The sequence below is a fragment of the Stenotrophomonas sp. genome, from assembly GCF_031995405.1.
Lineage (GTDB): Bacteria > Pseudomonadota > Gammaproteobacteria > Xanthomonadales > Xanthomonadaceae > Stenotrophomonas.
On the sequence record NZ_DAMAGC010000014.1, the window covers coordinates 1 to 25,959 of the forward strand.

Annotated in this window: 27 protein-coding genes; 7 read left to right on the forward strand and 20 right to left on the reverse strand. The window is 68.5% G+C overall.

The features are described from left to right. The 3 genes from RTO53_RS03950 to RTO53_RS03960 form a co-directional block, all read right to left on the reverse strand. A partial coding sequence (locus RTO53_RS03950) for a rhodanese-like domain-containing protein (RefSeq protein WP_312236577.1) occupies positions 1-417 on the reverse strand: 417 nt, incomplete at its 3' end. Between the two features lie 79 nt (positions 418-496). Continuing rightward, the gene (locus RTO53_RS03955) at positions 497-937 is read right to left on the reverse strand and encodes a hypothetical protein (protein WP_312236578.1); all 441 of its coding nucleotides are present in this window, start codon (positions 935-937) and stop codon (positions 497-499) included. A 30-nt stretch (positions 938-967) separates the two neighbouring features. After that, positions 968-1,438 carry a YiiD C-terminal domain-containing protein gene (locus RTO53_RS03960; RefSeq protein ID WP_312236579.1) on the reverse strand — a complete coding sequence of 157 codons (471 nt, stop codon included), beginning with the start codon at positions 1,436-1,438 and terminating at the stop codon, positions 968-970. Positions 1,439-1,481: 43 nt separating this feature from the next. Between RTO53_RS03960 and RTO53_RS03965 the strand changes: the two genes are divergently transcribed. The 4 genes from RTO53_RS03965 to RTO53_RS03980 all read left to right on the forward strand — a co-directional run bounded on the left by RTO53_RS03965 (position 1,482) and on the right by RTO53_RS03980 (position 5,207). Continuing rightward, positions 1,482-2,258, forward strand: coding sequence for a uroporphyrinogen-III synthase (locus tag RTO53_RS03965; RefSeq protein ID WP_312236580.1), 777 nt, complete (start codon positions 1,482-1,484; stop codon positions 2,256-2,258). A 108-nt stretch (positions 2,259-2,366) separates the two neighbouring features. Then, positions 2,367-3,350 (forward strand): hypothetical protein, encoded by a 984-nt coding sequence (locus tag RTO53_RS03970; RefSeq protein WP_312236581.1) that lies wholly within the window; start codon positions 2,367-2,369, stop codon positions 3,348-3,350. Beyond that, the gene (locus tag RTO53_RS03975) at positions 3,347-4,696 is read left to right on the forward strand and encodes a heme biosynthesis HemY N-terminal domain-containing protein (RefSeq protein ID WP_312236582.1); all 1,350 of its coding nucleotides are present in this window, start codon (positions 3,347-3,349) and stop codon (positions 4,694-4,696) included. The genes RTO53_RS03970 and RTO53_RS03975 overlap by 4 nt, the downstream gene beginning before the upstream one ends. Positions 4,697-4,811: 115 nt before the next feature. Next, on the forward strand, positions 4,812-5,207 hold the full coding sequence (locus RTO53_RS03980; RefSeq protein ID WP_312236583.1) for a DUF805 domain-containing protein: 396 nt from the start codon (positions 4,812-4,814) through the stop codon (positions 5,205-5,207). Between the two features lie 79 nt (positions 5,208-5,286). Here the strand turns inward: RTO53_RS03980 and RTO53_RS03985 are convergent, their stop codons facing one another. Then, positions 5,287-6,582 carry an acetyl-CoA C-acetyltransferase gene (locus RTO53_RS03985; protein ID WP_312236584.1) on the reverse strand — a complete coding sequence of 432 codons (1,296 nt, stop codon included), beginning with the start codon at positions 6,580-6,582 and terminating at the stop codon, positions 5,287-5,289. Between the two features lie 92 nt (positions 6,583-6,674). Here RTO53_RS03985 and RTO53_RS03990 point away from each other — a divergent pair, with 92 nt between their 5' ends. After that, complete coding sequence (locus RTO53_RS03990) at positions 6,675-7,562, forward strand: hypothetical protein (RefSeq protein WP_312236585.1); 888 nt, start codon at positions 6,675-6,677, stop codon at positions 7,560-7,562. 91 nt (positions 7,563-7,653) lie between these two features. Here the strand turns inward: RTO53_RS03990 and RTO53_RS03995 are convergent, their stop codons facing one another. From RTO53_RS03995 to glnA, 11 genes are all read right to left on the reverse strand, one after another. Further along, positions 7,654-8,289 carry a superoxide dismutase family protein gene (locus RTO53_RS03995; RefSeq protein ID WP_312236586.1) on the reverse strand — a complete coding sequence of 212 codons (636 nt, stop codon included), beginning with the start codon at positions 8,287-8,289 and terminating at the stop codon, positions 7,654-7,656. A 53-nt stretch (positions 8,290-8,342) separates the two neighbouring features. Continuing rightward, positions 8,343-8,912 carry a superoxide dismutase family protein gene (locus RTO53_RS04000; protein ID WP_312236587.1) on the reverse strand — a complete coding sequence of 190 codons (570 nt, stop codon included), beginning with the start codon at positions 8,910-8,912 and terminating at the stop codon, positions 8,343-8,345. Positions 8,913-9,004: 92 nt separating this feature from the next. Beyond that, complete coding sequence (ntrC, locus tag RTO53_RS04005; protein ID WP_312236588.1) at positions 9,005-10,456, reverse strand: nitrogen regulation protein NR(I); 1,452 nt, start codon at positions 10,454-10,456, stop codon at positions 9,005-9,007. Next, positions 10,446-11,519, reverse strand: coding sequence for an ATP-binding protein (locus tag RTO53_RS04010; protein WP_312236589.1), 1,074 nt, complete (start codon positions 11,517-11,519; stop codon positions 10,446-10,448). The genes ntrC and RTO53_RS04010 overlap by 11 nt, the downstream gene beginning before the upstream one ends. A gap of 241 nt (positions 11,520-11,760) precedes the next feature. Beyond that, entirely contained in the window at positions 11,761-12,243 is a 483-nt protein-coding gene (locus RTO53_RS04015; protein WP_312236590.1) for a hypothetical protein, read from the reverse strand. Positions 12,244-12,251: 8 nt separating this feature from the next. Next, positions 12,252-12,725: an Imm53 family immunity protein gene (locus RTO53_RS04020; protein WP_312236591.1), complete on the reverse strand. Its 474-nt coding sequence runs from the start codon at positions 12,723-12,725 to the stop codon at positions 12,252-12,254. A gap of 41 nt (positions 12,726-12,766) precedes the next feature. Then, complete coding sequence (locus RTO53_RS04025) at positions 12,767-13,933, reverse strand: MltA domain-containing protein (protein WP_312236592.1); 1,167 nt, start codon at positions 13,931-13,933, stop codon at positions 12,767-12,769. Between the two features lie 97 nt (positions 13,934-14,030). Continuing rightward, the gene (locus RTO53_RS04030) at positions 14,031-14,777 is read right to left on the reverse strand and encodes an N-acetylmuramoyl-L-alanine amidase (protein ID WP_312236593.1); all 747 of its coding nucleotides are present in this window, start codon (positions 14,775-14,777) and stop codon (positions 14,031-14,033) included. Positions 14,778-14,980: 203 nt separating this feature from the next. After that, a complete protein-coding gene (gene amt / locus RTO53_RS04035) occupies positions 14,981-16,411 on the reverse strand; it encodes an ammonium transporter (RefSeq protein WP_312236594.1) in 1,431 nt (476 codons plus the stop codon). 18 nt (positions 16,412-16,429) lie between these two features. Beyond that, positions 16,430-16,768 carry a P-II family nitrogen regulator gene (locus RTO53_RS04040; RefSeq protein WP_312236595.1) on the reverse strand — a complete coding sequence of 113 codons (339 nt, stop codon included), beginning with the start codon at positions 16,766-16,768 and terminating at the stop codon, positions 16,430-16,432. 349 nt (positions 16,769-17,117) lie between these two features. Beyond that, positions 17,118-18,527: a type I glutamate--ammonia ligase gene (glnA, locus tag RTO53_RS04045; RefSeq protein WP_123731037.1), complete on the reverse strand. Its 1,410-nt coding sequence runs from the start codon at positions 18,525-18,527 to the stop codon at positions 17,118-17,120. A 223-nt stretch (positions 18,528-18,750) separates the two neighbouring features. Between glnA and RTO53_RS04050 the strand changes: the two genes are divergently transcribed. Further along, positions 18,751-19,545 (forward strand): undecaprenyl-diphosphate phosphatase, encoded by a 795-nt coding sequence (locus RTO53_RS04050; RefSeq protein ID WP_312236596.1) that lies wholly within the window; start codon positions 18,751-18,753, stop codon positions 19,543-19,545. Positions 19,546-19,616: 71 nt separating this feature from the next. Beyond that, the gene (locus RTO53_RS04055) at positions 19,617-20,450 is read left to right on the forward strand and encodes an META and DUF4377 domain-containing protein (protein WP_312236597.1); all 834 of its coding nucleotides are present in this window, start codon (positions 19,617-19,619) and stop codon (positions 20,448-20,450) included. 275 nt (positions 20,451-20,725) lie between these two features. On the opposite strand, the gene RTO53_RS04060 is transcribed toward RTO53_RS04055, so the two are convergent. The 5 genes from RTO53_RS04060 to RTO53_RS04080 all read right to left on the reverse strand — a co-directional run bounded on the left by RTO53_RS04060 (position 20,726) and on the right by RTO53_RS04080 (position 25,956). After that, a complete protein-coding gene (locus RTO53_RS04060) occupies positions 20,726-21,337 on the reverse strand; it encodes a YbhB/YbcL family Raf kinase inhibitor-like protein (protein WP_312236598.1) in 612 nt (203 codons plus the stop codon). A 10-nt stretch (positions 21,338-21,347) separates the two neighbouring features. Beyond that, complete coding sequence (locus tag RTO53_RS04065; RefSeq protein ID WP_312236599.1) at positions 21,348-23,417, reverse strand: tetratricopeptide repeat protein; 2,070 nt, start codon at positions 23,415-23,417, stop codon at positions 21,348-21,350. A gap of 82 nt (positions 23,418-23,499) precedes the next feature. After that, the gene (locus RTO53_RS04070) at positions 23,500-24,489 is read right to left on the reverse strand and encodes an alpha/beta fold hydrolase (protein ID WP_312236625.1); all 990 of its coding nucleotides are present in this window, start codon (positions 24,487-24,489) and stop codon (positions 23,500-23,502) included. A gap of 56 nt (positions 24,490-24,545) precedes the next feature. Beyond that, positions 24,546-25,337: a lysophospholipid acyltransferase family protein gene (locus tag RTO53_RS04075; protein WP_312236600.1), complete on the reverse strand. Its 792-nt coding sequence runs from the start codon at positions 25,335-25,337 to the stop codon at positions 24,546-24,548. 181 nt (positions 25,338-25,518) lie between these two features. Further along, on the reverse strand, positions 25,519-25,956 hold the full coding sequence (locus tag RTO53_RS04080) for a hotdog fold thioesterase (protein ID WP_312236601.1): 438 nt from the start codon (positions 25,954-25,956) through the stop codon (positions 25,519-25,521). Positions 25,957-25,959: the final 3 nt, after the last annotated feature.

The following is a 25,959-nucleotide window of genomic DNA, read 5'->3' on the forward strand; positions in this document are numbered from 1 at the left end:
CGGCAACTCGGCCTGCTGCCAGGCGGGGATGCCCCCATCGAGCACGTTGACCTGTTCGAAACCGGCTTTCTTCAGCGCCTTGGCGGCGGTTTCCGAGGCGGTGCCGCTGCGGCACACCAGCACGACCGGGCTCTGTTTGGCGTTGACCACCAGCTTGTGCTCCGGGCCGAACTGGGCCGGCTGCACGTTGCGGCTGCCGGCGATGTGGCCCTTTTCGAAATCGCTGCTGGAAGACAGATCGACCACGACGGCGCCACCGGCATTCATCAGGTGGGTCAGCTCGGCGGGCTTGAGCGATTTGAAGCCACGGAACAGGCGGCGGACTTCAGTGACGATGATGGCCACGGTCAGGCCGACCAGGGCCATCGACAACATCGGGTTTCGGCCGGCAAATGCCAGCAACTCTTCGTAATTCACTAAGATCACGGGTCGATAAGCGGGCGCCGATTGTCGCACATGCGGGCGAATCGGCGTCCAGCCCCCGCCGGGGCGGGGTTCAGCGGTCCTGGTCCTGCCAGAGGTCGGGCAGCCCGTTGGCCTGCAGCCAGCGCTTGCCCTCGGCATCCCAGCGCCAGATTTCCTTGACCCGCACCACGCGCTCGGACTGGGTATTGAGGTTGATCACCCGGGCTTCGGCGTTGCGGCCGACCCGGCCATCGGGCAGCGGCAGGTTGTCGCCGGCGCGATAACTGGAGATCTTCACCTGCTCGAAGCGGCGCAGTTCCAGATCGGTCAGCGGGTGCAGACGGGCGTATTCCGGATCCAGGTACGGCAGCGCGTCCTCGACCGTGCCCCAGCGCAGGGTGGAGTCGTACTTGACCTGGGTTTCTTCCAGTTCCTTGCGCTGTTTCTTGGTGGTTTTCTGCCCGGCCGCCAGCGCGGTCACACTGGTCAGTGCGAACACGGCCAGCAGCAGGATCTGAAAGGTGCGACGCATGCGAATTCCCCAATCGGCAAGGCGCCCATCCTACCGCCTTGCGAAGGCCACGAAGCGACCGGTGAGTTCAGCGGCCGGTTTGCCACCGCTGCCGGGCTGGCGCGCGATCAGGCCGATGCGGGCCTTGCCGCGCTGGGCGAAGGTGGCCAGGAAGCCGGCCCAATCGTCGTCGTCGGCGGCCTGCGCCTGCGCGTGCAGGTCTTCATAGACCGGGGCCAGGTAGCGCACGTGGCTGTCGGCCACGTACACGTCCGCATCGAAACCGGCCAGACGCAGGCGCAACGTCACCAGCGCCCACCCGGACAGGGTCAACGCCGAGGCCAGGCTGCCGCCGAACGCATTGCCCTTGTCGTTGACGTTGGCCGCCAGCGGCGCGCGCAGGTCGAGCAGGCCATCGGCATAGGATTGGACGCGGATCTGCATGGCCGCCACCGGCGGCATGCGGTCCAGGACATGCTGCAGCTCGGCCAGCTGCGCGGACAGGGAGAGGGGAATGGACATCGACACGACAACGCTACGCCAAAGGGCTCGCATAATGCCCGCAATGAACCGTGATGCACATGTGCCGGAATGGACCCTGATTTCACTGCGACCGCGCGGCCAGCACGCGCCGTTGCGGCGGGCCGCGCAGGCGGCGGGCGCGCAGGTGGTGGCGTTGTCGCCGTGGGCGCTGCGGGTTCGTGACGACAGCGCCAGCCGCGCACAGCTGTCGCGCGCGCTGAATGCGCAGCGGGTGGTGTTCAGCAGCCCGGCGGCGGTGCACGCGGCAGCGCGCCTGCAGCGGCTCGATGGCGCCCATGCCGGCACCTGGCTGGCGGTCGGTGCCGGCACCGCCGCGGCATTGCGCGCGCACGGCGTCGGCACGGTACTGGCACCCGCACGGATGGACAGCGAAGGCCTCCTGGCCCTGCCCGAGCTGGCCGACCTGCGCGGGCTGGAGGCCGGGCTGGTCACCGCTCCCGGCGGGCGCGGGATCATCGCCGCCACCCTGGTCGAGCGCGGGGCCCGGCTGCAGCGCGCCGATGTCTACCAGCGCGTGCCGCTGGCGCTGCCGCCGCGCACGTTGCAACGGCTGCGCCGCAGTGCCACGCCCTGGGTACTGGCGCTGAGCAGCGGAGACGCCCTGACCCTGCTGCTGGCGCGGCTGCCGCACGATCTGCAGCCCCGGGTGCGCGAGGCGATCGTGGTGGCCGCCAGCGCGCGCCTGGCCGAACAGGCCAGCGACGCCGGGTTCATGCGCGTCCAGCTCGCGCAGGGGCCCCTACCACGTCAGCTGGCGCAGGCTGCACACGCTGCGATCATGACTTGCGCAAGTTCCTGAACAGGCAACGTTGGCGGCCTTGCGGCGCGCGCGGGCGGCGGGTGATGCTGTGCACCACGTCGCTCGCCAGCTTGTGGACACCCCGGCGCGACCGACAAGGATGCCCGCATGAATGACGACGTTTCGCCCCCTCCCGCTTCCCGCTCCCTGCGCTGGATGGCACCGCTCGCGGTGGTGCTGGTGATCGGTGCGGGCGTGGCGTGGGGCTGGACCCGTTGGCAGGCCGAACAGGCGCGGGTACTGCAGCGCGAAGCCTATGCCGACCTGCAGTTGCGGGGACTGGTGGACAGCGTGGAAGCCCTGCGCCGCGACCAGCGTTCGACCTCGCAACGGGTGCAGGATGCAGCCGCCACCAACCGCGTGCTGCGCGATGAAATGCTGGGCCTGAGCCAGCGCAGCGCGCTGCTCGAGGACAACCTGGCCAAGCTTGCCGACAGCACCCGTCACGGCGCGCAGGCACTGCAGCTGGAAGAGACCGAACTGCTGCTCAGCCAGGCCGCGCAGCGTCTTGCCTATGCCGACGACGTGGACGGGGCCAAGCGCCTGTACGCACTGGCGGCCGGCACGCTGGCCGACGTGCAGGGCAATGAATACCTCAACCTGCGCCAGGCGCTGATGCAGGAACGCAACGCGGTGGATGCGCTGGGCCCGGGCGCACGCGTGGCGACCGGCCGGCAGCTGGCGGCGTTTGCCAAGGCGCTGGAGCAGGTGCCCGAGCAGGTCGACGCCGGTGCCGGCCCCCAGGCGGGCGCGCCGTGGTGGCACCAGATGCTGGCACCGTTCGTGACCATCACCCCCACCCGCACCCAGGGCCCGCTGACCGACGCAGAGCGCGTGGCCGGCTGGGATGCGCTGCAACTGGAACTGACCCTGGCGCGCGCGGCGGTCGAACGCGGCGACCAGGCCGGCTTCACCCAGGCCGTGGACCGCGTGGCGCTGTGGCTGCCGCGGCTGTGGCCGGATTCACCCGCCCTGCGCGAACGTCGTGCTGAACTGCAGCAACTGCGCATGCGCGTGCTGCAGCCCGCGTTGCCCGAACTGGGCAGCACCCTGCAGCAACTGCGCTCGATGCGCGATGGAGATGATCGATGAAACCCTTCCAATCTTTGGTGGTGCTGTTGCTGGCCGTGGCGCTGGGCGTGATCGCCTCGCAGTTCCTCGGCACCGAGCAGCTTCGCCAGTTCGGCGAAGTGATCTACCGCTACGGCGGCAACGACTACCGTTCGACGGTGCCGCAGGTGGCCCTGATGGCGCTGGTCGGGCTGCTGGTGCTGTGGCTGCTGTGGAGCCTGCTGGCCTCGCCGTTCCGCGCCTGGGGCCGCTACCGCCGCAAGCAGGGGCGCGCACGCCTGATCGACGGCATCCAGGCCCACGAACAGGGTCAGTGGCAGCGCGCAGAAAAGCTGCTGGAAACCGCCGCCGAAGACAAGGACGTGGCCGCCGTGGCGATGGTCACCGCGGTGCGCAGCGCGCAGGCGCGCGATGACCAGGCCGCCGTGAACCAATACCTGCAGCGGTTGGGCACCGAGGATGCCACCCTGCATGCCCTGCTGCAGGCCGAGCGTCTGCTGGCGCAGGAACGCCCGGTGGATGCGATCAACCTGCTGGACACCGCGACGATCCAGCCGCTGCCGCCGCGCGGCCTGTGGCTGCGCACCGAAGCGCTGGCCCGCGCCGAACGCGCCCACGAGGCTTACGGCCAGCTGGGCGCGCTGCGCAAGCAGAAGGTCCTGCCGGACGAGGCGGTGGCCGAACTGGAAACCCGCCTGGCGGCGCAGTCGCTGCTGGAAGCGGGCGACGTCAATGCATTGGCCGCACAGTGGGAAGCCACCCCCAAGGCACTGCGCAGCGATCCGGACGTGGTCTCGGCCTATGCGCTGCGCGCGGTGGCACTGGACTGGGACGAGCCGGCGCTGCTCAATCTGGAGCAGGCGCTGGATACGCGCTGGGACGAATCGCTGGTGACCCTGTACGGACAGATGCCGGTGGACAAGCTGGCCACGCGCCAGGCCAACCTGCAGCGCTGGCTGGGCAACCAGCCGGCGAGCCCGGCGCTGCTGCTGGCACTGGGCCGCATCGCCACGCGTCAGCGCCAGCACAGCCTGGCCGAGGATTACCTGCACCGCGCGATCGCGGCGGGTGCCGGGCCGGCGGCGTGGGAAGCCTTGGGCCAGTTGTTCGTCGATCGAGGCGAGCCGGCGTTGGCGTCGCAGTGCTTCGCCAACGCGCTGCGCCAGCAGCGTGGCGATGACAGCATCGCGCTGGCCCGCGCCAATGCCGCGGTGGCACCGCTGGAACCGGTGGTGCCGGAGCGGGCGACGGTGGAGGAGCAGTCGTTGATGTCCCAGCCGTTGCCGGGCCAGCGGATCGACCCGGTGCTTACCCCGCCGGTCGTGCGCGATGAGCGCGACGAATCCGGCAATCCGCGCCTGCCCTGAGGCCTCGTGGAACGGGCGCTACCCGGCGCCCGTCTCCGTTTTTCGACGGCGCATGGCGTTTTACCCTGCATATCGCCTACCCTTCCCGCCCCATCCATGGAAGGAAGTACCGATCATGCTCAGCCTGGCACTGCGCCCGTTCCGTCGCTACGCCGCGTTCGGTGGCCGCGCCTCACGCCGCGAATACTGGTTGTTCATCGCTATCCAGCTGCTGGTGAGCCTGGTGTTCATGGCCGCGGCCTCCTATCTCGCGCACCATCGCCCCCCGATCCAGCACCCCGGTGTCGTCCTGCCGGAGAATGTCATGGGGGGTGTGTGGCTTGGCTACATGGTGCTGACCGCGCTCCCGTACCTCTCCGTCACCGCGCGCCGGTTGCACGACATCGGCCAGTCGGGCTGGTGGACGCTGATGTTGCTGGTACCGGTGATCGGCCCGGCGTATGTGCTGCTGCAGGTCGTCCAGCGCGGCCAGGCCAGCGACAATGCGTACGGGCCGGTTCCCGCACGCTGAAACGCGCCCGGCGAAACAATCCACGAAAATGCAAAAGGCCGCCCTTGGGCGGCCTTTCCTGTTTGCGCATCCGGCGTGATCAGCGTTCGACGATCGCCACCACGCCCATGCCGCCGGCGGTGCAGATCGAGACCAGCGCGCGGCCACCGCCGCGTTCGGCCAGCTGCTTGGCCGCCGTGGCGATCACGCGGGCACCGGTGGCGGCGAACGGGTGGCCGGTGGCCAGCGACGACCCCAGCGGGTTGATCTTGGCCGGGTCGATACGGCCCAGCGGCGCATCCAGGCCGAGGCGGTTGCGGCAGTAGTCTTCGCTTTCCCACGCGCGCAGCGTGCACAGCACCTGCGCAGCGAAGGCTTCGTGGATTTCGTAGATGTCGAAATCCTGCAGGGTCAGGCCGTTGCGCTTGAGCATCTCCGGCACGGCAATGGTCGGGGCCATCAACAGGCCTTCGCCATGCACGAAATCGACCGCGGCCACCTGCGAATCGCGCAGGTAGGCCAGCGGTTCGTGGCCGTGCGCACGCGCCCATTCTTCGCTGGCCAGCAGCACCGCCGAGGCACCGTCGGTGAGCGGGGTGGAGTTGGCGGCAGTGAGGGTGCCGCGACCGGAGACTTTGTCGAAGGCCGGTTTCAGCGTGGCCAGCTTTTCCAGCGAGGTATCCGGGCGCAGGATGTTGTCGCGCTCGACACCCCGGAACGGGGCGATCAGATCGTTGAAGAAGCCGCGCTCATAGGCTGCGGCCAGCTTCTTGTGCGACGACACCGCCCACTCGTCCTGCGAGTCGCGCGAGATGTTCCATTCCTTGGCCATGTCCTCGCAGTGGTCGCCCATGCTCTTGCCGGTACGCGGCTCGGCCACGCCGGGGAACTCCGGCTTGAGCTCGCTGAGCTTGAAGCCGCGGGTCAGCGCCTTCAGCTTGTCGCCGGTGGACTTGGCACGGTTGGCCGCCAACAGGCGTGCGCGCAGCTTCTTGCCGTATACGATCGGCACGTCGGAGGTGGTGTCCGAGCCGCCGCCGATGCCCGATTCGATCTGGCCCAGCGCGATCTTGTTGGCCACCGCGATGATGGTGTCCAGCGAGGTGCCGCAGGCGCGCTGCATGGTGATGCCGGGGGTGAGCGGGGACAGGCCCGAGGACAGCGTGGCTTCGCGGCCCAGGTTCCAGTCGCTGGAGTGCTTGATCACCGCCCCCATCGCCACTTCGCCGAGCTGCTGCCCGTGCAGGCCAAAACGTTCGACCAGCGCGCCGAGCGTGCGTACCGACATGCCGAGGTTGCCGACGTCCGAATAGGCCGTGTTCTGGCGGCAGAACGGGATGCGGACGCCACCGAGGATGGCGACGGGACGGGCGTTGGGCATGGAGATACCTGGCATGGGAGGGGTGTCTGCAACATGGCCTGCACGAAGGAGCAGGCATAATGGGGGCAAGTGTAGCTGCCGCCCTGTGATGGGCCAACCGTGAAACCATGAGCAAACCCGACCCCGGCATGAATGCCCTTGGCGTCCTGGCATTGGAACTGGCCGGCGGCGACGTGCCGCGCCATGCCGCGCTGTCCTCCGAACAGGCCGGTGAACTGGCCGAACGCGTGGGCCGCGACCTGGCCAGACTGGTCCCCGGCGTGAGCGGGCTGGACTTCGTGTTCGCCGGCGCGCATTTCGACCCGGCTGAAGTGTTGCGTCCCGGCTGGCCGGTGCACCGCCGCCTGGAAGAACTGCAGATGCGCGCGCCCGGCCGCAGCCAGGGCCCGCGCATGCTGGCCTTCGGCGCCGGTGCCGACGGCGACGTGCCGCTGCCGTTCCAGGCCGATGCCGGGCTGACCGGCGGTGGTCTGCGCGTGGTGCCGTTCCTGCTGACCGGTACCGAAGTGGCGCAGACCCAGGCCGTTGCCGAAGCGCTGGAAGAAGTGCTGCTGGCCCAGGGCATGGCCCAGGCCGACACCGCCCTGCAGGCGCAGACTGCCTTCGGTGCGCAGATCGAGCACGCGCGCTATTTCACGGTGAATGACCTGGCCGCGATGATGTCGATGCAGTACGACAACCAGGGCCTGGCGGTGTTGTGGCCGCTGATCGAGACCGCGCTGATGGCGCCGCATGTCGAGGAATGGCTGGATGCACCGCCCGAGCCGCTGCTGCGATACGCCGATGGCGAAGTGCGTATGGCGTTGTTCGACCCGGCCGGCTGGTGTGCGTTCTACAACCACGGCACCGGCGACTGCGATCGTCTGCAGGGCATCTACGACCAATACCTGATCCGCCAGCGGCAGATGGCCGCGGTGCTCGAATCGCACGGCCTGCCGGTGTTGTTCGTGCATTGCGAGGCCGGGCAGGATGCGCGGGCGTTGATGCGGGGGTGAGGCGAAGGGCAGCCACGCATGGCGTGGCTCTACCATGACCCAAAAAAACGCCGGCGTTCGCCGGCGTTTTTTTCTTCATGCATCGCGTCGGTTACGGCGCGGCTTTGATCACCGCGCACGCCAGGCGCGCACCGGCGTTGCCGGTCGGCTGGGTCTTGTAGTCGTCCGCGTCGGCGTGGACGATCAGGCCACGGCCGACGATGTCGAAATCATCGCCCTTGCCCACGTTGACGTTGGTGGACACGTCGGCGTCGACGATGGCGTTGCCCTGCGCATCGGCCTTGATGTTGGGGATGTCGCCGCCGTGGTGCGGGGTGGTTGCAACGTTGCCGTGGTCTTCCTTGGCCGGGTTGAAGTGGCCACCGGCGCTGGCGCCGTCCGGCGCGCTGCAGTCGCCCTTCTCGTGGATGTGGAAGCCGTGCTCGCTGTTGGGCTTCAGGCCGCTGACCTGGCCCTTCACGTGGACCTTGCCGTCGACGACGCTGAAGGTCACGTTGCCCTTGACGTCATTGCCCTTGGTCGGGGCAAGCTCGGCTACCGCGCCGTGGTTGGCGTGGGCTTCGCTGGTCATGGCCGGCGGTGCATCGGTGGTGGCTTCGGCGGTCGGCTGCGAGGCGGTGGCTTCGGCGGCCGGCGTGGCTTCCGGGGTGGGCTCGGCCGGCTTGTTGCAGGCACTCAGGCCAAGCGCGGCGATGGCGGCGAACAGGGTGGTATGGATCAAACGCATGTGGAACTCCTTGCGGGTAGCGGTGGAAGAAGCAGCGTCGGCGGAAGGCGCGATCAGCGCACGACCCGGATGACGCCACAGGCAATTCGGGCGCCGGCATTGCCGGCGGGCTGGCTGCGGTAATCGTCCGCATTGGCATGTACGACCAATGCGCGTCCTGCGATATCGGTGGCTGCGCCGCCGCCAAGGGTAACCGCTGGCAGGCGAACGTCGACGTTCACACGTCCCTGCGCGTCGGCACGCAGGTTGTCCATGTCGCCGGCATGGTGCGGCCCGGCGCTGTTGCGACCGTGCGGCTGCGCGGTCGGGTTGAAATGCGGACCGGCGCTGCTGGCATCCACGGCGCTGCAATCGCCACGCTCATGCACATGGAACGCCGCCGTCTGCATCGGCTGCAAGCCACCGATGACACCGGTGATGTGCACGCCGCGCGCATCCGGGACCAGCGCCAGGCGGCCACTGACCAGGCTGGCCGACGCCGGGGACAGGTTGGCTTCGGCCATCCTGGCCGTGCTCACCATCGGCACCGACGGCGGTGCGGTGGGGCGCGGCGGCGGCGTGGTGCCGCAGGCGGCGAGACCGAACAGGACCGCCGCAGCGAGGACGACTTGGGAACTGCGCATGGAAGACTCCTTGGTTGCAAACTAACGCGGTGCTCGTCCACAGGCCATGAAAGCGGCAAGGACGTGACGCACACGCGGCGTGGACATACGGTTCATCCGCCGCGACGGCGCCCGGCGCCGAGCTTGCGGGTGAGGGTATTGCGTCCCATGCCCAGGCGCGCGGCCGCCTCGGCGCGACGGCCGTGGGTGATCTGCAGCGCGGCTTCGAGCAGGGCCTGGTCGACGCGCTCGCGGACCTGCGCGTGCAGACCCTCCGCGCCTTCGGCCAGTCGCTGCCGGGCCCAGGCCGAGAGCAGGGTTTCCCATTGGCCGGGATCGCCGGCCGCGCGCGTGCGCGAACCGCCGCCCCGATGCAGCGCGCTGTCCACGTCGGCGGCGCCGATGGTGTCCGAGGCGGCCAGTGCAGCCATCCGCCAGCACACGTTTTCCAGTTCGCGCACGTTGCCGGGCCAGTCGTGCTCGCGCAGCGCCTGCAGCGCCGACGCGGTGAGGCGCTTGGGCGGCGTATCCAGCTTGCGTGCCGCCGCCGCCAGGAAGGTATCGGCCAGGTGTGCGATGTCGTCGCGGCGCTCGCGCAGCGGCGGCAGCCGCAGGCGCACCACGTCCAGCCGGTGCAGCAGGTCGGCGCGGAAGCGCCCCTGCGCGACCAGCGATTCCAGGTCCTGGTGGGTGGCGGCGATCACCCGCACGTCCACGCGGATCAGCTCGCGCCCGCCGACGCGGAAGAACTCGCCTTCGGCCAGCACGCGCAGCAGGCGCGTCTGCAACGGCAGCGGCATGTCGCCGATTTCATCAAGGAACAGCGTGCCGCCATCGGCCTGCTCGAAGCGGCCGACATGGCGACGCTGCGCGCCGGTGAACGCGCCCGCTTCGTGGCCGAACAGCTCACTTTCCAGCAGCTCGGCGGGAATCGCGGCGGTGTTGAGCGCCACGAACGGCCCCTGCACGCGCGGCGATTCGTGGTGCAGCGCATGCGCGACCAGTTCCTTGCCGGTGCCGGTTTCGCCGTTGATCAGCACCGACAGCGGCGCCTGCGCCAGTCGCCCGATCGCGCGGAACAGCGCGCGCATCGCCGGGGTATCGCCGACCAGCTGCGGGCGCTGGTCGGCAGTGCCGGGTTCGGCGGGGGCAGGCACCGGTGCGGCGGCCAGCGCGTCCGGTTCGGGCAGCACGCGCTGGGCCAGCGCTACCGCGTCATCCAGATCGAACGGTTTGGACAGGAACTCCTGTGCCCCGCCACGGAACGCGCCAGCGGTGCTGGCCACATCGGTGTAGGCCGACATCACGATCACCGGCAACTGCGGGTGCGCGGCCTTGAGTTTGTCCAGCAGCACCAGGCCATCGTCGCCGGGCATGCGCACGTCGGTGAACAACAGGTCGGGGGGCGACTGGGTGGCGAGCATCGCCAGCGCCGCAGCAGCACCGTCGAAGCCTTCCACCCGGTAGCCGGCATCGCGCAGCGCGGTGCACAGCACGAAGCGCACCGCGCGGTCGTCATCGACCACCCAGACACGTTGGGCGGTGCGGTCGGCGTCATCCGCCATGGGCGGCCTCCTCGGCAGGCGTGCCGTGGCCGATCGGCAGCAGCACGGTGAACACGGTATGGCCCGGGCGCGAGCGGTAGGTCAGCGTGCCGCGATGTTCGCGCGCCACCTGCTGGGCCAGTGCCAGGCCCAGCCCAGTGCCTTCGGCGCGGCCGCTGACCAGCGGCAGGAACAGATGCTCGGCCAGCTGCTCGGGCACGCCGCGGCCGTCGTCGGCGATTTCCAGCCGCAACGCCAGCGGATGCAGCCGGTCGCCGATGCGCACGCCATGTTCAACCCGGGTACGCAGGGTGACGCTGCCGGCGCCGGCCTGGATCGCATTGCGCACCAGGTTCCATACCGCCTGGGTGAGGCGGTCGGCATCGCCGTCGAATTCGGGGATGCTGGGGTCGTAATCCCGCTGCAGACGCACCGCCCAGCCGCCCTCGCTCTCGGCCAGGCGCAGCACGCGCTCCAGCGAGGCGTGGATGTTCAGCGGCGCATGCGGCGCGGCCGGTGCAGGTGACAGCAGCTGTTCGAGCAGCCCGTTGAGGCGTTCGATCTCCGAGCCGATCAGCTCGATCAGCTCGCGCTCGTCCGGGTCGCGCTCATCGGCGGCCCGCTGCGCGTTGCGCTTGGCCAGCAACTGGGCCGCGCCCTTCAGGCCTGCAAGCGGATTACGCAGCTCGTGGGCCAGCCCTTTGAGTGCTGCGCTGAGCGCGCTGGGCAGGGCCTGGGTCGGGTCGAGCCCGGGGAACTCATCGACCGGGTGCGCTTCGAGCAGCCAGCCGCCCGCATCCCACCGGCTCAGCCAGCCTTCGGCAAATCGCGGGGCGTCGCCCGGCAGGGCCAGGGCCAGGCGGTGCAGGCGCAGGGTGTCGCGCTCGTCACGGGCCAGGAAGTGGGCCAGCGCCTCGCCCTGCACTTCCAGCGAGGCCAGCGGCTGGCCCAGCAGGCGGCGGACGCTGACGCCCAGCCAGCGGGCGAAGGCGGGGTTGCAGCCGACCACGCGACCGTCGGCATCGGCCCAGGCGACCGGAGTGCCGAGGACGTCGAGGGCGGGGGGGAGCAACGCGGCAGTCATTGCACCAATGTAGTGCAAAACGGGGGTGGATTGAGCGAGGGAAGACGGTGAGCGGATGGACGGGCTGGCAAAGTCAGTACTGTTTGCACCAACTTTGGCGAAGCGCGTCAGTACAAACTATGCCGCACCGTCCGCAACCTGAAGGACTCAACGTCCCGTCGGGCAGAGCCGGCGGGCAAGTTTCAATGGGCACCTATCTTGTTGATGGGCTCACGGAAGCCATCGCCGAGAGATTCGTGTCCTATCCCACGCTGCCGGCGTGCTGCTTCAGCGCGTCCACGAGTGCCGCATCGATTCCGGCAACGGTTCCGTAGATCCCGTTGGCCAAGAGCACCAACTCGTCATCGAGGCCATCGAACGCATAGTAGACGTCCTCCGGAAGCTGTGTGGCGCGCGCCACCTGCATGGCGGCGCGGGACGTGTCCAACGCCGAGCGCTGACCAGACTGGAACTGCGCCAGCAATTCCTCCAGAAGCCAGCGGCCGGCGGCTTGCCAATCGGCATGGGCGGTAACGGCCTGCAGCGCTTCCAACGCTGCATTGCGGTCACGCGCGGTGGCGATTTCGATGATCTCGATGGCCGGCGTATCACGTGCTTCGATCCTGGCGTACGCCCATTCCCTGCTGGCATCCTCTCGCAGCACGCCCAACGCCAGTCCGACCTGGAAGAAAGCGCATGCCGTTGCGTCTTCTGCGACATCCAGGGATGTTGTGTGCATGGTCACCGATGTACTTAAACGTGCTGCAGGATGTTGACCATCCGCCCCAATGGATCGCGGACATGGAATCGCCGGACGCCCCACGGTTCGCTGGCTGGGCCATACAACACGGGCAGGTTGGCCGCATGCACGCGCCGGAGCGCTTCGTCCAGATCGTCGACCTCGATGGAGAGATCGGGCACTGCGGTACCGGATCCGCCTTCGGACGCCACACTCACTTGGACATTCATTTCAGTTGACCCGACGTAGGTGCGGATCCAGCCGTGATCCATGGACAGCTCCAGGCCGAGGATGTTCCGATAGAAACTGTCCGCTGACGCCGGATCAGGCGCGGCGATGTTGGCGATGATGCGTTTGACTTTCATGAGTGCAAAAGGCCTGTGCTCAAGCTCGGTCTCGATGAGATCAATCCTGATGTGCCAGCCGGGGTTGTCAAGGGCCTCGATGGTGATCCCAAACGTATGCTCCCAGTCCTTGTTGCACTGCATTCGATATCAGTGTTGGAGTCGCCGAAGCTCATCCATCGGTGTCACTCACTCTTGTCAGGCGCCTTCGGCAACGCCGCACCCTTCGGCCACAGCATCCAGAGGCTGCCCTTCTGCTTCATGTCCCCGGCCAGCTTTCCGGCCGCATCGCCCGTGCCCCAGAACAGATCCGCACGCACTTCCCCGGCAATCGCACCGCCGGTGTCCTGCGCGGCCACCGGGCGCACCACCGCAGTGCCATCCGGACGCGTGGTGGACAGCCACAGCAGGCTGCCCAGCGGCACCACGGTGCGGTCCACCGCGACGCTGTAACCGGCGGTGAGCGGCACGTTCAACGAGCCGCGTGGGCCTTCGTCGCCCTCCGGGCCCTTGGCGAAGAATACGTAGCTGGGGTTGCTGGCCAGCAGCTCGGCCACGCGCGTGGGATGTGCGTTGGCCCAGGCGCGGATGGCGTCCATGGTGACGTCTTCCTTTTTCAGCTCGCCCTGCTCCACCAGCCAGCGCCCGATCGGACGGTAGGGATGGCCGTTCTGGTCGGCATAGGCGATGCGCAGGTGGCGGCCGTCGTCCAGCACGATGCGGCCCGAGCCCTGGATCTGCAGGAACTGCAGGTCCATCGGGTTGCCCAGCCAGGCCAACACGGGAGCCTTGACCCCCTTTGCGGCAATCGTCGCGGCGTCGTCGTAGGGCTTGAGCACGCGCCCATCCACGCGGCCGCGCAGGCGCTTGCCCTTCAGCTCGGGGTAGAGGCTGTCGAGCTGCACGCTGACCATGTCGGTGGGCACGCCGTACACCGGCACCGTCGCCTTGGCGGTGCGGGTGAGGCTGCCGGGATAGATCGGCTCGTAGTAGCCGGTGATCAGGCCGTCGGCGCGGTTGCCGCCGGCGCGCAGCGCGTAGACATCCAGGGTGTTCTGCAGGAACTGGCGGATGGCGGCCGGGCTGACGGGCACGTCTGCCGCGGCGCTGCAGGTGGTCGCCCAGGTGGCGTCGGTCTTCAACCGTGGGCAACTGCTTCGCCACGCCGCGAAGCCGGCCTGCAGGTCGGCATCGGAAACCGCCGGCAGTGCCTTCCAGTCTGCTTTGACGTAGGTGCGGGTCGCCGGCGCAGAGGGGCGTTGGGGGGAGACGGCGCAGCTGGTGAGCAGGGCCAGTCCAAGGATGATCAGCGCGGGGCGTATGAAGGCGGCGGTGATGCGCGTGGTCGTCATGAGCGAGGGTCCTGAAAATGTAGAGCCGATCGTTGGTTGGCTGGCGCGGGAACCGCGCGATGGATCAATGCGACGTGCAGCCGACCGACGGTCGGCTCTACGGCGATTGCTGCAGCAGTGAATGCAGGATGCGGGCGTCTTCGACGTCCAGGGTTGCTGGCAGGTCGTCGCGGCCGCGGAAGCGGCGGTGGAACGCGCCTGCGGCGGCGGCACGGTCGTCCAGGGAATAGCCGAAGGCCTGCAATGCCAGCCACGCATCGAAGCCCACCGGCGCCGGGCCATCGCTGTCGCGAGGCCACACGCCGAAGCCGGCGCTTGCCAGCTGCTGCCACGGGAAGAAACGGCTGGGGTCCTGCTTGCGTGTGGGGGCAAGATCGGCATGGGCGATGATCTGCGTGCGCGGAATGCGCAGACGCGTGCACAGGTCATCCAGCAGGCGGATCAACGCAGCGATCTGCGCGGGCGCGAACGGGGTGTCGCCGTCGTTGTCGATCTCGATCCCGATGGAGGTCGAGTTGAGATCGGTGATGGTGCCCCAGCGGCCGGGGCCGGCGTGCCAGGCGCGGCGGTCGTCGCCGACGAGCTGGTAGATGTGGCCATCGGCGCCGACCAGATAGTGCGCGCTGACCTTGCCGCCGCTGTTGGCGCTGCGCAGGGTGTCCAGGCTCTGCTGCACCGACGCCTGGTCGGTGTGGTGCAGCACGATGATCACCGGGCCCCGCGCGTTGTGATTCGGCGAGGGCACCCAGCTGGCGAGCGGGCTGCGGATCGGGGCGCTGGTGCTGGCGCAGGCGCTCAGCAGCAGACAGGCGAGCAGCGGAAGCAGGGTGCGGATCGGGTGCATGACCGCATTGTGCGGGATTCGGCGCAGGGATGCCGGGGGCGGGGGGATCCGACCGTAGCGCCACGCCATGCGTGGCTGCCATGCGCGACGCCCCAATAAAAAAGCCGACGACCCGAAGGCCGCCGGCGAAAGTACAACGTCTCTCTCTCGTTTCTTGTCTCTTTCGATGCCGGGCAGCGCCCGGCACTACGCGGTTGCGGCGATCAGGCCTCGTAGGCCGATTCGCCGTGCGAGGTCACGTCCAGGCCGGTGCGCTCTGCCTCTTCGGTGACGCGCAGGCCGAACACCAGGCGCACCACCAGCAGGATGGCGACGGTGACCACGGCGCACCAGATGATGGTGAAGCCGACGCTGACCAGCTGCACCCAGACCTGGTGGCCGATGTCGAGATCGGCCTTGGTGCCGCCCAGCGATTGCGCGCTGAACACACCGGTGAGCAGCGCGCCGACGATGCCGCCGATGCCGTGCACGCCGAACACGTCGGCGGTGTCATCCACGCGCAGCAGGCGCTTGAGACCGGTGACGCCCCACACGCAGACCACGCCTGCCACCAGGCCGATGACGATCGCGCCGAGCGGCCCGACGGTGCCGCAGGCCGGGGTGATGCCGACCAGACCGGCGACCGCGCCGGACGCCGCGCCCAGGGCGGACGGCTTGCCCTTGCTGACCGCTTCGACCAGGGTCCAGCCGAGCACCGCTGCAGCGGTGGCGAGGATGGTGTTGATGAAAGCCAGCGAGGCGACGGTGTCGGCGGCGGCGGCCGAGCCGGCATTGAAGCCGAACCAGCCCACCCACAGCAGCATCGCGCCGATGTAGGTGAACGGCACGTTGTGCGGCTTCAGCGCGGTCTGGCCATAGCCGATCCGCTTGCCGACGAAGTACGCGCCGACCAGACCGGCCACACCGGCGTTGATGTGGACCACGGTGCCACCGGCGAAATCGATCGCGCCCATCGCGCCGAGGTAGCCGCCGCCCCACACGATGTGCGCCATCGGGATGTAGCTCAGGGTGAACCACAGTGCCGAGAACAGCAGCACCGCCTTGAACTTGATGCGCTCGGCGAAGGCACCGACGATCAGCGCGGTGGTGATGCCGGCGAAGGTCGACTGGAAGGCGACGAACAGGTAATCCGGCAGGCCCTTGATCGGCGTATTGCCTACCGTGTCGGGGCCAAAGCCCTTGAGGAAGGCGAACTGGGTGAACGAGCCGAAGAAGGCGTTGCCTTCGCTGAACACCGCGCTGTAGCCGTAGGCCACCCACAGGATCAGGATCAGCGAGAACACCACCAGGATCTGGCTGAGGATGGACAGCACGTTCTTCGAACGCACCAGGCCGCCGTAGAACAGCGCAAGGCCCGGCACCACCATCAGCAGCACCAGCAGGGTGGAGGTGAGCATCCACGCCACGTCGCCGTGGTCGAAGGCAGGGGCTGCGGCAGCCGCGGCCTCGGCGACCGGTGCGGTGACGGCGGTGGGCAGCGGTTCGACCGCGACGGTTTCCGACGGCACCGGGGTGACCTGTGCCTGGGCATGGGCCGTGCTGGAGAACGCACCGACGGCCAGCGCGCTGATCAGCATCATCAGGCACACGGCATGGAACCGGGCTTGCCACCCGGTGAACAAAGAGGTCTTCATTGTGGGCTCCGAGTGGGGTTAGAGCGCGTCAGCGCCGATTTCGCCGGTGCGGATGCGGACGACCTGTTCGACCGCAGTCACGAAGATCTTGCCGTCACCGATCTTGCCGGTGCCGGCCGCGTTCTGGATCGCTTCGACCACCGCCTCCAGGCGGTCGTCGGTGACCACGGTTTCGATCTTGATCTTCGGCAGGAAATCCACGACGTACTCCGCGCCGCGATACAACTCGGTGTGGCCCTTCTGGCGCCCGAAGCCTTTGACTTCGGTCACGGTGATGCCCGACACGCCCGCGTCGGAGAGGGCCTCGCGGACCTCGTCGAGCTTGAACGGCCGGATGATGGCGGAGATCAATTTCATGCGCATGTCCCGATGGTGGATGGAACCGGCGGTGTGTCGCTGGCCGGTGTCAGGTCAGCGGGCGGCCACTTGCACATGGCCGCCCCCTGGTGCGCCGAACGATGCATGGGCCTCGCCAATGCCGTCGCCGGGAAGGCGGCGGCGCTGGTGACGCGGGAGGGAGGAAGGGCCCATGGCACGCGTCCGGTCTCTCTTGCCCCTGGTGGTGCAGCGGACCAATGGTCCGCTTTTCCCATGCAGCGGACCAACGGTCCGCTCTACACATGGTTGCGTTGCCGGCTCCCCAGCCGACAAAGCGGCGACGATGACGAAGGTGGGAGGGAGGTCCTTCGTCATCGTCGCCTGTTGCTCAGTTGGCGTAGTACATCTGGTATTCGAGCGGATGGGTGGCGGCGCGGAAGCGGGTCACTTCCTGCATCTTCAGCGCGATGTAGCCGTCGATGAAGTCATCGCTCATCACGCCACCGGCCTTGAGGAACTCGCGGTCCTTGTCCAGTGCTTCCAGGGCCTGGTCCAGCGAGGAGCAGACCTGCGGGATCAGCTTCTCTTCTTCCGGCGGCAGGTCGTACAGATCCTTGTCGCTCGGTGCGCCCGGGTCGATCTGGTTCTTGATGCCGTCCAGGCCGGCCATCATCAGCACGGTGAAGGTCAGGTAGCCGGACTGGATCGGATCGGGGAAGCGCATCTCGATGCGGCGCGCCTTCGGGTTGGACACCCACGGAATGCGGCACGACGCCGAGCGGTTGCGGGCCGAGTAGGCCAGCATCACCGGGGCTTCGAAGCCCGGGACCAGGCGCTTGTAGCTGTTGGTGCCGGAGTTGGCGAAGGCGTTGATGGCCTTGGCGTGCTTGAAGATGCCGCCGATGTACCACAGCGCCAGCTGGCTCAGGCCGCCGTAGCCGTCGCCGGAGAACAGGTTGGTGCCGCCCTTGGACAGCGACTGGTGCACGTGCATGCCGCTGCCGTTGTCGCCGACGATCGGCTTGGGCATGAAAGTGGCGGTCTTGCCGTTGCGGTGGGCGACGTTCTTGATGACGTGCTTCATGCGCAGCAGTTCGTCGGCCTTCTGCACCAGGGTGCTGAACTTGGTGCCGATTTCGCACTGGCCGGCGGTGGCCACTTCGTGGTGCTGCACTTCCACTTCGATGCCGACCTGTTCCAGGGTCTTGCACATTTCAGCGCGCAGGTCATGCAGCGAGTCGGTCGGCGGAACCGGGAAGTAACCGCCCTTCACCGCCGGACGGTAGCCACTGTTGGCGCCGTCGTACTTGTCACCGGTGCTCCAGGCCGCTTCTTCGGAATCGATCTTGAAGAAGGTGTGGCCCATGTCGTTGGCGAAGCGGACCGAGTCGAAGATGAAGAACTCCGGCTCCGGGCCGAAGAAGGCCTGCTCGGCGATGCCGGAAGACTTGAGGTAGGCCTCGGCGCGCTTGGCGATGCCGCGCGGGCAGCGGCCGTACGGCTGCATGGTGGCCGGGTCGAGGATGTCGCAGCTGATCACCAGGGTCGGGTCGGCGTAGAACGGGTCGATGTAGGCGCTGGAGGGATCCGGCAGCAGGACCATGTCCGATTCGTTGATGCCCTTCCAACCGGCGATGGAGCTGCCATCGAACATTTTGCCTTCTTCAAACAGCGACGGCTCGACGATGCTCACCGGGAAGGTGACGTGCTGTTCGATACCGCGCATGTCGACGAAACGCAGGTCGATGAACTCGATCTGGTTGTCCTTGATCAGCTTCTCAACGTTTTCCACGGACATCGGTGAAACCCTCGGATGGATGATTGCGTAGGTTGATAGAGCAATCGCCGTGCCAACTTTTCCATCTTCACAAGTCGTTGATTTTGTTGGCCGTGCACCGTGCCGGGTGCTGAACGCTGCGCACCACGATGGTGCAATGGCCGCACCACGCACACATTTGGTGCGGCGTTTGATGTTTTATGCTCTACCGCGATTTCCACCCACTCCGAGCCCCAGCATCCCGATGTCCGACCTGCTCTCCGCCCTCCTGTTGGGCATCCTCGAAGGCCTCACCGAATTCCTGCCGATCTCCAGCACCGGCCACCTGCTGATCGCCCAGCATTGGCTGGGCGCGCGCTCGGACTTCTTCAACATCGTCATCCAGGCCGGCGCGATCCTGGCCATCACCCTGGTGTTCCGCCAGCGCCTGTGGTCGTTGGCCACCGGCCTGCACGAGCGCGCCAACCGCGACTACGTGATGAAGCTGGGCACCGCCTTCCTGGTCACCGCGATCGTCGGCCTGCCGGTGCGCCTGGCCGGCTGGGAGCTGCCCGAAACGGTCACCCCGGTGGCCTGGGCGCTGATCATCGGCGGCATCTGGATGATCCTGGTGGAGACCTACAGCGCGCGCCTGCCCGACCGCGATGAAGTCACCTGGAAGGTGGCCATCCTGGTGGGCCTGGCGCAGGTGGTGGCCGGGGTGTTCCCGGGCACCTCGCGCTCGGCCGCGGCCATCTTCATCGCGATGCTGTTCGGCCTGAGCCGACGCGCGGCGGCCACCGAGTTCGTGTTCCTGGTCGGCATCCCCACCATGTTCGCTGCCAGCGGATACGCGTTCCTGGAAATGGCCAAGGACGGCAAGCTCGGCAACGAGAACTGGACCGACGTCGGCGTGGCCTTCCTTGCCGCTGCCGTCACCGGTTTCGTCGTAGTGAAGTGGCTGCTGGGTTACATCAAGTCGCACAGATTCACGGCGTTTGCGGCCTATCGCATCGCACTCGGTGCCGCCCTGCTGCTGTGGTTGCCTGCTGGCAACTGAACATGGTCGGCGCGCGCCAACCCCGTTTCGCGTATCAGCCCGTTTTTCCACGGGTTCCCAAGGAGATGTCCATGAACCGCACCCGCACCCTGATGCTGATCCTGCCGCTGGCCCTGATGGCCGCCTGCAGCAACCCCTCCACCCCGGGCCCCGCTGGTACCGGTGGCGATGACCTGGCGCCGGCCCCGACCGCCGCCGCCGATGCCAAGGCCGTGGAAAAGCTGGACGTGCAGCGCCTGCAGGGCAACCACTGGCTGCTGGACAGCGCCACCGATGCCAGCGGCAAGCGCGTGGATGCGCTGTTCGCGCGCGCCGACAAGCCGGTCACGCTGGACTTCAAGGACGGCCGCCTGTCGGTCGGCAATACCTGCAACCGCATGGGCGGCGGCTATACGCTGGCCGATGGCACGCTGACCGTGTCGCCGATGGCCTCGACCATGATGGCCTGCACCGACAAGGCGCTGATGGCGCTGGACCAGGCCGTGGGTTCGCGCCTGGAGGGCGCGCTCAAGGCCGAACTGGCCGGCCAGGGCCAGCTGACCCTGCACACCGCCGCCGGCGACGTGCTGGTGTTCAACCCCGAACCGACCGCTGAAACCCGCTATGGCGGCGAAGGCGAGACGGTGTTCCTGGAAGTGGCCGCGCAGACCAAGCCGTGCTCGCATCCGATGATCCCGAACATGCAGTGCCTGCAGACCCGCGAAGTGACCTTCGACGACAAGGGCCTCAAGCAGGGCACGCCGGGTGCGTTCGAGAACTTCTACGGCACCATCGAGGGCTATACCCACGAAGATGGCGTGCGCAACGTGGTGCGGGTGAAGCGCTACAAGATCGCCAACCCGCCGGCCGACGGTTCGTCGCTGGCGTACGTGCTGGACATGGTGGTCGAGTCGGAAAAGAAGTAACCGGCAGGTAGCGGCCGCTGGCCGGTATGCAGCCGCGACGGCACGCACGCGCCGCAGAAGACGAAGGGCGGCCGATGGCCGCCCTTCGTCGTTACCGGGTAGTGCCGGCCGCTGGCCGGCTCCTCGCATATCTCCCCGGAGGTTCATGAGGAGCCGGCCAGCGGCCGGCACTACCGACATTGCGCGCGGCCAGGGGTGGCATTGCCGACATTGCGCGGAGCCGGCCAGCGGCCGGCATTATTCGGCATCGCGCGAGGGCGTTGGCCGGGCGCCGGTCAGGCCAGCGCCGGGTTCAAGGTGTAGGTGCCATGCAATGCCGCTTCGGCCAGGACGTGGCCGTGCATTGCACGGTGCAGGTCGGCGGCGGTGAACGGGGTGGGCAGGTCCAGCTGCGCCACATCGAGTGCGAACACGCGGAAGAAATACCGGTGCATGCGCTCGTCGTTGAACGGCGGATACGGGCCGTCATAGCCCAGGTACTGCCCGGCCATGTCCGGATTGCCGGCGAACCAGCCGGTGAAATCGTTCAGGCCCTGGCGCGCGCCCGCCGGTCCGGCCGGTGCGGTTTTGCCCTTGATCGTGAAGCCGTCGCTGCAGCTGCCGGCGGCAAGGTCATGCACGCTGGCCGGGATGTCGGCCATCGCCCAATGCACGAAATCCGCGCGCGGCTGGTCGCGCGGCACGCTGCAATCGTGGCGACCGACCGTTTCCGGCACTGTCGGCACATCCGGGTCGATGCACAGCAGCGCGAACGAACGGGTGCCCTCGGGCACCTCGCTCCAGGCCAGCTGCGGGTTGCGGTTGGGGGCGAAACCGTTGGCGTCGCCGGCGGCGAATTCGGCCGCGATCGGCTGGCCGTTGTGGAGGCTGGTACTACTCAGGCGCATGGGAGAGTCCTCACTGTTCCGGGTAACCAAGGCGAACGGCAACGGGGGTCAACAACGCGAACGCCGGCGCCATCAGCTCGCGGTAGTGGCGCCACTCCCCGCTCGGCATGCGCGGCGGGCCCAGCGTCGGCGCCGGCGGCAGGCGCGTGCCGAGCAGCCGGCCCAGGTGCTCGGCCATGACGGCCGGATCGCTGCCGATGTCATCGATGCGCACCAGCGCATGCGGGTACAGGTCCTGTTCGTGCAGGGTCGCCACCTGCGTCAGCGAGCGGGCCAGCCACTCGGCCGCCTCGTTGACCGAGGTCACCGCCAGCGGCGCCGGCGCGCCGTTGGCCAGCCAGTGCAGCAGCATGTCGCGCGGGTCGCGCAGCACCAGCAGCAGGCGGCCTTCGGGCAGCTGCGGACGCAGCGCCCACAGCAGCGCGTTGTCCCACCAGAGCAGCCAGTCGATGAGGTTGGTGTCGGCCAGGCCGCGCGACGGCATCTGTTCGCGCCACTGCGCCACCAGTCGCTCCGGGCTGAGCTTGCCGGTCGAGAGGTCCTGCAGGGTGTGGTAACTCTGGAAGGCGTCGTCGGGCGGATTGGGGCCGAAGCGATCCCCCCGCAGCACCGGGCTGGCCGCGGCGATCGCCGCGATCACCCGCTCCACGCCGGAGCCGGGCGCACCCCAGACGAACATCGGACGGGCGGTGTTGGCGTCGTCGATGGTGCCGATCTCCGGCCAGCTCAGCGGCGCCTTGGCCTGCGGCGGCAGCGGCAGGCGCTGGCTGGCCTCGGCCACGTGCAGCTCGACCCACGTGCGCAGGGCATCCGCATGCTGGCCGGCCTCGTGCTGCACCGACCCCAGCCAGGCACGCAGGGTCGGCTTGGCGGCGTCCTCGGCGCTGTCATGGATGGCCTGCACGCGCGCCACCGCAGCAGCGGGGTCGCGCGCCATCAGCGCCTCGACGATGCGGGTTTCGCCGCTGGCGCGGCCCGGTTCGATCGCCACGATGCGACGCGCCACGGCTTCGGCGCCGTCGCTCTCGCCGGCCATGTCGTGCAGACGCAGGCGCGTTTCCATCGCCGGCAGGTGCTCGGGCATGGCCTGCAGCCAACGCTCGGCCACCGCGACCGATCCGGCACTGCCCACCGCTTCGATCGACAGCCGTGCCAGCCACAGGTCGTGCAGCTGCGGGTGGGTCTCCAGCACTGCATCGAGGGTGTCGCGTGCCTGCTGTTCGCGCCCCAGGCGCTGCCAGGCCATCAGCAGCAGCTGCAGGGTCTGGCGGTCGGCGGGGGCCTGTTCCAGCGCCGGCAACAGGTGTTCCAGCGCCTGCAGCGGCTGCCCGGACTGCAGTTCCAGCTCACCGGCCAGGCGGCGCATGGCCGGGGTGTCGCCCTCGGCCGTGGCCAGGATCTGGCGCATGGTCGCCGCGGCGCCATCGGTGTTGCCCTGGCGGACCTGCAGCTGCACCAGCAGGCCCTGCAGCGACGTCAGCGCCGGGTTGAGGTCCAGCACGCGGCGGAACGCCTGCTCGGCGAAGGCCAGCATGTCCTTGCCCAGATAGGCAAAGCCCAGCGCGTACAGCACCCGCGGATCGTTGGGCAGGGCCTGGGCGGCGGCCGACAGCAGGGCCACCGCGCGGTCGCCCTCGCCGCGGCGCAGCGCGATCATGCCGTTCAACGCGGCCAGCTCGGGATGCTCTTCATCCACGCGGCTGGCGGTGCGGGTGATCTTCTCGGCCTCGTCCACGTCGTTGCGGGCCAGCGCCATGTGCGCCTGCATCAGGTAGGCGGTCAGCTCGTTGGGGTTGAGCGTGGCGGTGCGGTCCAGCGCCGAGCCGGCGGCCTCGAACTGGCGCAGGGCCAGCAGCAGGCCGGCGTGCTGCAGGTGCAGGTCGGGGTTGTCCGGAGCCAGCGCCAGCGCCTGTTGCAGGCTGTCCAGGGCAGCATCGAACTGGCCCTGCTGTTGCAGCGACAGGGCCAGCCAGCGGTGCGCCTGCGGCTGCTCCGGCTCGGCCTGGGTCCATTGGCGCGCAAGCTGCACGGCATCGTCGGCCGCATTGCGGCGCAGGGCTTGGAGAATCTTGTCTTGCATGACGGTCCAGCTTGGGGTCAAACCCCGATTGTAGAACACGTCATGCAGCGCACCGTGGTCCGGGCGTTGCCCCCGGGCGAGGTCAGCCCAGGGTTTCGATGCGCAGGCGCTGCGCCACCCAGCGTTCGGAGAAGCCGTCGCCGCGCCAGTTCTCCAGGAAGCCGCAATGCCCCCCCCACGGGGCGATTTCCAGGTGGGCGTGGGCCGGCAGGCGCCAGCCGTTGAAGGTGGCGAAGGGGATCACCGGGTCATCCTTGGCCATCAGGATGTCGGCCGGCACGGTCAGTTCGGCCAGCCGGTCGCCGGCGATCGAATAGCCGTCGAAGTAGGCCTGCAGCGAGCCGAAGTCGGTGTGGTGCTCGACCAGCCAGGCAGTCAGCGCGCGGATGTCCAGCTTGAGGACCTGGTCGTCCCAGTCGCTCAGTTCGGGGAACAGGTCGCGTTTGCGCCGCAGCGAGCCGGCCCATTTGCGGCGGAAGTACCAGTCGTACATCGCCGGGCCGTTCTCGATGCTCTCCATGGTGATGGCCGGATCGAGCACCGGGCAGACCGAGGCGACCCGACGCAGCGGCACGCCGGCCGACGGTGCGCGCAGCGCCAGGCGCAGCACGAAATTGCCCCCCAGCGAATAGCCGGCCGCCACCAGCGGCAGCTGCGGCCAGCGCCGGGCGATATCACCGGCGGCCTGCACCACTTCATCGATGCGATTGGAATGGAAGATGCCGGGATTGAGGTGATGGGTGTTGCCGTGGTCGCGGAAGTTCAGCCGCACCACGTCGAAGCCTTCCTCGAGCATGCGCGCGGCGGTCATGCGCATGTAGCTGGACTCGGCGCTGCCCTCCCAGCCGTGCAGCAGCAGCGCCATGCCGATCGGCTCGCGGCCTTCGACATGGCTGTGCCAGCCCTGCAGGCGCACGCCCTGGCCACCGTCCAGGATCAGTTCTTCGGTGACCGCGCCGGTGGCGGCCAGCAGCGTCAGGCCACGCTGCATGCGCATGCGGCTGGAGCTGAGCATGGACTGCAGGTGCGGATTGCGCAGCCAACGCGGCGGAAGGTAGTCGGCAGCGGTCAACATGGGCGGCAGACTGCTCCCGGCTGCGACGCTGGCGCGTGAAGGGCCACCCTGCACTACTCGGCGGACATCGCCGCCAGGATGCGCGCGCGCGAGGTTTCCGCGATGCGGCGACGCCCTTCCAGGTCATTGGTTCCGATGGGGGCGAGGAAATGTACCTCCGCGCGGCGCGCCGGTTCGCCGAGCAGGCGCAGGAAATTGGCGAAGAAGCTCTCGCCGGGGCCGAACGCGACAATGGTCTGGGCATCGCCGCGGTAGCCGTAACGCAGCGCCACCGGCTGTACCGGGACCTGCGCCTCCACGGCGGCCTGGAAGATGCGCGCATGGAACGGGCCCACTTCGAGCCCGCCACGGGTGCGGCCTTCCGGGAACACGCCGACCGCCTTGCCCTCGCGCAGGCGCGCGACCATTTCCTGCATGACCCCACCGAGCGATTCGGTGCTGCCGCGCTGGTGGAAGATGGTCTGCCCGCGCGCGGCGAGCCAGCCAACCACGGGCCAGCTGGCGATCTCGCGCTTGGCCACGAAGCCCATCATGCGCTGGCTGTGCAGCATGTTGATGTCGACCCAGCTGACGTGATTGGCCACGAACAGCACCGCGCCCGGCAACGGCGTGCCGATCCGCTGCAGGCGGAAGCCGAAGATCCACATCAGGCCGCTGGACCAGAGATTCACCGCCGCGTGTTCGAACAGGCGGCTGCCCACGCGCATGCGTCCCCATGGCGGCAGCATGGCGATCAGCAACATCGGCAGGAACAGCAACAGGTGGACCAGCAGCAGCGGTACGCGGTACAGATAACGGCACACACGCGCCACGCCGCCACGTGAGGCCGGGGTGGGGGAAGTCATCCGCGCACGATACCCGAGCGCCGCAGGCTCTGCCAGCCGAAAACGGACAAATCGATGGCAACGCAGGGCCAGACGCCGCAGGCGGTCACGCGTGCCGCCGTTTGTGGCACGGGGCCGGCGCCGACCATGCGCAGGCGCACTGGGATGGCCCGCGCAACACAGCATCCATGCGCTGGATCGATCAGCCCGGACGGACCGCCGGCACCACCGCCAGGGTCAGCCGCGAGGTACACACCAGGCGGCCGCCGTCGTCTTCGATCCGGATGTCCCACACCTGCGTGCTGCGGCCCACGTGCACCGCACGCGCGGTACCGGTGACCACGCCGCTGCGCATCGCACGGATGTGGTTGGCATTGATTTCCAGGCCCACGCAGACCTGCGCGCTGGTATCCACGCACAGGTTGCCGGCGCTGCTGCCGAGGGTTTCGGCCAGCACCACCGAGGCACCGCCGTGCAGGATGCCGTAGGGCTGGCGGGTGCGTTCGTCGACCGGCATGGTCGCGCTGATCCAGTCGTCCCCCGCTGCGGTGAAGGCGATGCCGAGGTGTTCGATCAGGGTGTTGCGGCTGAGGGCGTTGAGTGCCTCGATCGACACCGCTTCGCGGAATACCTGGGCCATGCG

Excerpts from the sequence above, each read along its gene's own strand:
- RTO53_RS03995 (WP_312236586.1), bottom strand. The coding sequence starts at position 8,289 with ATGCGTTTGATCCATACCACCCTGTTCGCCGCCATCGCCGCGCTTGGC.
- RTO53_RS04060 (WP_312236598.1), bottom strand. The coding sequence starts at position 21,337 with ATGCGCCTGAGTAGTACCAGCCTCCACAACGGCCAGCCGATCGCGGCC.
- RTO53_RS03965 (WP_312236580.1), top strand. The coding sequence starts at position 1,482 with ATGAACCGTGATGCACATGTGCCGGAATGGACCCTGATTTCACTGCGA.
- ntrC (WP_312236588.1), bottom strand. The coding sequence starts at position 10,456 with ATGGCGGATGACGCCGACCGCACCGCCCAACGTGTCTGGGTGGTCGAT.
- RTO53_RS04010 (WP_312236589.1), bottom strand. The coding sequence starts at position 11,519 with ATGACTGCCGCGTTGCTCCCCCCCGCCCTCGACGTCCTCGGCACTCCG.
- RTO53_RS04030 (WP_312236593.1), bottom strand. The coding sequence starts at position 14,777 with ATGCACCCGATCCGCACCCTGCTTCCGCTGCTCGCCTGTCTGCTGCTG.
- RTO53_RS04065 (WP_312236599.1), bottom strand. The coding sequence starts at position 23,417 with ATGCAAGACAAGATTCTCCAAGCCCTGCGCCGCAATGCGGCCGACGAT.
- RTO53_RS03960 (WP_312236579.1), bottom strand. The coding sequence starts at position 1,438 with ATGTCCATTCCCCTCTCCCTGTCCGCGCAGCTGGCCGAGCTGCAGCAT.
- RTO53_RS04075 (WP_312236600.1), bottom strand. The coding sequence starts at position 25,337 with ATGACTTCCCCCACCCCGGCCTCACGTGGCGGCGTGGCGCGTGTGTGC.
- RTO53_RS03990 (WP_312236585.1), top strand. The coding sequence starts at position 6,675 with ATGAGCAAACCCGACCCCGGCATGAATGCCCTTGGCGTCCTGGCATTG.
- RTO53_RS03955 (WP_312236578.1), bottom strand. The coding sequence starts at position 937 with ATGCGTCGCACCTTTCAGATCCTGCTGCTGGCCGTGTTCGCACTGACC.
- RTO53_RS03970 (WP_312236581.1), top strand. The coding sequence starts at position 2,367 with ATGAATGACGACGTTTCGCCCCCTCCCGCTTCCCGCTCCCTGCGCTGG.
- RTO53_RS04080 (WP_312236601.1), bottom strand. The coding sequence starts at position 25,956 with ATGGCCCAGGTATTCCGCGAAGCGGTGTCGATCGAGGCACTCAACGCC.
- RTO53_RS04025 (WP_312236592.1), bottom strand. The coding sequence starts at position 13,933 with ATGACGACCACGCGCATCACCGCCGCCTTCATACGCCCCGCGCTGATC.
- amt (WP_312236594.1), bottom strand. The coding sequence starts at position 16,411 with ATGAAGACCTCTTTGTTCACCGGGTGGCAAGCCCGGTTCCATGCCGTG.
- RTO53_RS04055 (WP_312236597.1), top strand. The coding sequence starts at position 19,617 with ATGAACCGCACCCGCACCCTGATGCTGATCCTGCCGCTGGCCCTGATG.
- RTO53_RS03975 (WP_312236582.1), top strand. The coding sequence starts at position 3,347 with ATGAAACCCTTCCAATCTTTGGTGGTGCTGTTGCTGGCCGTGGCGCTG.
- RTO53_RS04040 (WP_312236595.1), bottom strand. The coding sequence starts at position 16,768 with ATGAAATTGATCTCCGCCATCATCCGGCCGTTCAAGCTCGACGAGGTC.
- RTO53_RS04050 (WP_312236596.1), top strand. The coding sequence starts at position 18,751 with ATGTCCGACCTGCTCTCCGCCCTCCTGTTGGGCATCCTCGAAGGCCTC.
- RTO53_RS04000 (WP_312236587.1), bottom strand. The coding sequence starts at position 8,912 with ATGCGCAGTTCCCAAGTCGTCCTCGCTGCGGCGGTCCTGTTCGGTCTC.
- RTO53_RS04020 (WP_312236591.1), bottom strand. The coding sequence starts at position 12,725 with ATGCAGTGCAACAAGGACTGGGAGCATACGTTTGGGATCACCATCGAG.
- glnA (WP_123731037.1), bottom strand. The coding sequence starts at position 18,527 with ATGTCCGTGGAAAACGTTGAGAAGCTGATCAAGGACAACCAGATCGAG.
- RTO53_RS03985 (WP_312236584.1), bottom strand. The coding sequence starts at position 6,582 with ATGCCAGGTATCTCCATGCCCAACGCCCGTCCCGTCGCCATCCTCGGT.
- RTO53_RS03980 (WP_312236583.1), top strand. The coding sequence starts at position 4,812 with ATGCTCAGCCTGGCACTGCGCCCGTTCCGTCGCTACGCCGCGTTCGGT.